The sequence below is a fragment of the Pseudomonas sp. 2(2015) genome (assembly GCF_000955865.1).
Classification (GTDB): domain Bacteria; phylum Pseudomonadota; class Gammaproteobacteria; order Pseudomonadales; family Pseudomonadaceae; genus Aquipseudomonas.
Genome location: NZ_JYOF01000034.1, coordinates 1,812 through 4,897, shown reverse-complemented (window position 1 = coordinate 4,897; position 3,086 = coordinate 1,812). Strand labels below are relative to the sequence as shown.

Below are 3,086 nucleotides of genomic sequence, written 5' to 3'. Positions count from 1 at the left end.
GCTGCGGGTCAGGTCGCCTTCGGCAATACGCTCGGCGGCCTGCAGGGCTTCGTCGATCGGCTTGACGATGCTGCGGGTCAGCAGCAGGGCGCAGATCAGGGTCAGGGCGGTGGCGGCCAGCAGCAGGCCGATCACCAGAGTCACGGCATTGGAATATTGTTCGGCGGCGGTGCGGTTGATCTCGCTGGTTTGTTCGGTGTTGATGCTGACCAGTTGATCCATGACGCTGTTGATCTGCTCGGAGCTGTCGAGCATGTCGCGGTTGATCAGGTTGCGCAGGGTGTCCAGGTCATTGTTCTGCGAGGCCAGGCGCATGCGGTTTTCCAGTTGGCGGTACTGGCCCAGCAACTGTACGTACTGGTTGTAGGCCGAGCGTTCCTGGTTGCCGAAGATCAACGGCTCGTAGTTGCGGCGCGCGTCGTCGATCTGCTGGTTGCGCTGGTCGATCAGCTTGAGGGTGGCCTGCAGGGTGTCGGCTTCGCGGTTGAGCAGCAGGCGGGGTCAGCTGGGTCAGTTGGTCGAGGTTGGTCAGGCTTGGCACCGTCGAGGTCTCGATGGTTTCGCCGGCCTGGCGAATCTTGCTCATCTGGTTCAGGGCGAACAGACCCAGGGCCAGCATCAGCGCACCGATCAGAGCAAAGCCCAGAAGCGCGCGCGGGGCGATATTCATGTTGCGTAGGGACATGGTGGTATCCAGGAGGGAAAAGGGCACGCGAACCGTGCGCAGGAGTCAGGACTGCCATGCCTATCGGTCGGCGGGGTAAAGACTTGAGCGGGCGAAGATGAAATTGTGAGGCAGCTATCTTTTTTCCTGACCGGTGGTAGGCAAAACGGGGAACCGGACCCGGATCGGCGGGTCAATCTGCACCAGGCCGAAGCGTCTAAACCCGATATCCCTGGCTAGCACGCGGACTTTTCTTTATCGTGTGCGCCCCCTGAAACACCCCGAGAAGGCAATCATGTTGGAAACTTCCCTTAGTCAACTGGAGCAACTGGTCAGCGACCTGGTGCAGAAGAATCAGGAACTGACCGAGCGCAACGCGCAAATCAGTGCCGAACTGGCCCAGGCCAAAGATGAAAACGACAGCCTGCAACTGAGCCTGCTGGAGCAGGAAGAAAAGCAGGGCGCTACCGCCGCACGCATCCAGGCCCTGGTTGAGCGTGCCAGCGTTGGTGCCGTGAACGCATGAAAACCTCAGCGCAGCCGATCAATGTCGTGTCGATCCTCGGCAGCGATTATTCGATCAAGGCCCCCGAAGGCCAGGAGCAGGCGCTGGCGCAAGCGGTGCAGATGCTCAATGCCTCATTGGCCGATACCAAGCGTAAATACCCGACCCTGATCGGTGACAAGCTGCTGGTACTGGCAGCCCTCAACCTGTGCTCGCAGCAGATCGAACTGCAACAGCAGCACCAGCAGGCCCTCGACCGTTACCAAGAGCAAGTCAACGCCACGGTCGATGTGATTGCGCGGACCATCAGCAACAGCTGATCGCCTCCAAAGCCCCAAGCTAAACCTTTTTGCCAGCTCACCGCCTTCGGGAGGGTGGGCCGGCATTGCTGTGGATCACTGTCATTATTGTATTTCCTGTTGTATACAATTGGCCTGTCTCTTGCACTACAGGGCTTATTTACCCAGGGGAAATACATGCAGTTCTGGCGGCGCAGTATCCAGTGGCAATTGATCGCAAGCATGGGCGCAGCGCTGTTGCTGAGCATTCTGGTGGTGGTCGGCATCTACAGCGTGGCGGTCAATCGGCTGACCGAGCGTTACCTGGTCGACACTGCCTTGCCGGCGAGCATTGAGGCGATTCGTAACGACATCGAGCGCATGCTTGGCCGGCCGCTGACGGCGGCGGCCGACATCGCCAACAACACCCTGCTGCGCGACTGGCTGGCGGCGGGTGAAGACAGTGCCCAGGCGCCGCAATTCATCGAGTACCTCGAAGCCCTGCGCAAGCACAACCAGGCCTTTACCGCGCTGTTTGCCGCGACCGCGAGCAACCACTACTACAACGAGAAAGGCCTGGACCGCACCCTGAGCCGCAGCAACNNCGGACAAATGGTTCTTCGGCTTCATCGACAGCGGCAACCCGCGGCTGCTGAACATCGACACCGATGGCAGCACCGGCGAACTGGCGCTGTTCATCGATTATCGGGTGGAAAAAGCCGGGCAACTGGTGGGCATCGCCGGGCTTGGCCTGCGCATGACCGAACTGTCCGNNCAGTTTTGGCGAGCACGGGCGAGTCATGCTGGTGCGCGGCGACGGTTTGATCCAGGTGCATCCGCAGGCGCAGTTCAGCGGCAAGCGGCAGTTGGCCGAACAGATTGGTGGCGAGGCTGCCAAAGTTGTCTTGAGCCGTGAGCAGGGCCTGCACAGCAGCCGCTTCGAGCGCGATGGCGAGGGCTACTTGGCCCTCAGCCTGCCGCTGCGTGACCTCAACTGGACGCTGGTCGCCGAAGTGCCAGAAGCGCAGATCTACGCCCAGGTACGCGAGACCGTCTGGCTGACCAGCCTGATTGGCGGCGCAGTGGCGTTGGTGTCGCTGTTGCTGGTGGTGCTGCTGGCGCGCGGTATCGTCCGGCCGATCCGTCGCGTGACCGGAGCCTTGATGGCCATCGGCAATGGCGGTGGTGACCTGACCCAGCGCCTGGACGAAAACCGTGCAGACGAACTCGGCGACCTGGCCCGTGGCTTCAACCGCTTTCTCGACAGCCAGCGTGACCTGATCGGCGAGGTGCTGAGCACCAGCGAGCGCTTGCGGGCCTCGGTGGCGCAAGTCACGCTAGTGGTGGACAACACCGCCGAACGTTCCGGCCGCCAGCAGGAAATGACCGAGATGGTCGCCACCGCCGTCCATGAGATGGGCCTGACCGTGCAGGACATTGCCCAGAATGCCGGCAATGCCGCGCACGCCTCGCAAACCGCGCGCAGCGAAGCGCTACAGGCCCGCGACGTAGTGCGCCGCTCGATTGCCCATATCGAGGGCATGTCCGAGGAGATTGGCCAGGCGGCCAGTGCAGTGGAGGAGCTGGCTACGGAGGTGGCGTCGATCGACGAAGTGCTGGCGGTGATCCGCAGCATCTC

Annotated in this window: 2 protein-coding genes and 2 pseudogenes; 3 read left to right on the top strand and 1 reads right to left on the bottom strand. The window is 61.8% G+C overall.

Annotation, left to right across the window (positions count from 1 at the left end; translation table 11 throughout):
* Positions 1-685 (bottom strand): annotated as a pseudogene (locus UB48_RS27595) (MCP four helix bundle domain-containing protein); the annotation flags it as partial.
* A 274-nt stretch (positions 686-959) separates the two neighbouring features.
* Between UB48_RS27595 and UB48_RS26720 the strand changes: the two are divergent.
* The 3 genes and pseudogenes from UB48_RS26720 to UB48_RS26710 form a co-directional block, all read left to right on the top strand.
* On the top strand, positions 960-1,190 hold the full coding sequence (locus tag UB48_RS26720) for a hypothetical protein (RefSeq protein ID WP_045202365.1): 231 nt from the start codon (positions 960-962) through the stop codon (positions 1,188-1,190).
* Positions 1,187-1,489 (top strand): cell division protein ZapA, encoded by a 303-nt coding sequence (locus tag UB48_RS26715; protein WP_038998322.1) that lies wholly within the window; start codon positions 1,187-1,189, stop codon positions 1,487-1,489. The genes UB48_RS26720 and UB48_RS26715 overlap by 4 nt, the downstream gene beginning before the upstream one ends.
* A gap of 156 nt (positions 1,490-1,645) precedes the next feature.
* A pseudogene (locus UB48_RS26710) lies at positions 1,646-3,086 on the top strand (methyl-accepting chemotaxis protein); the annotation flags it as partial.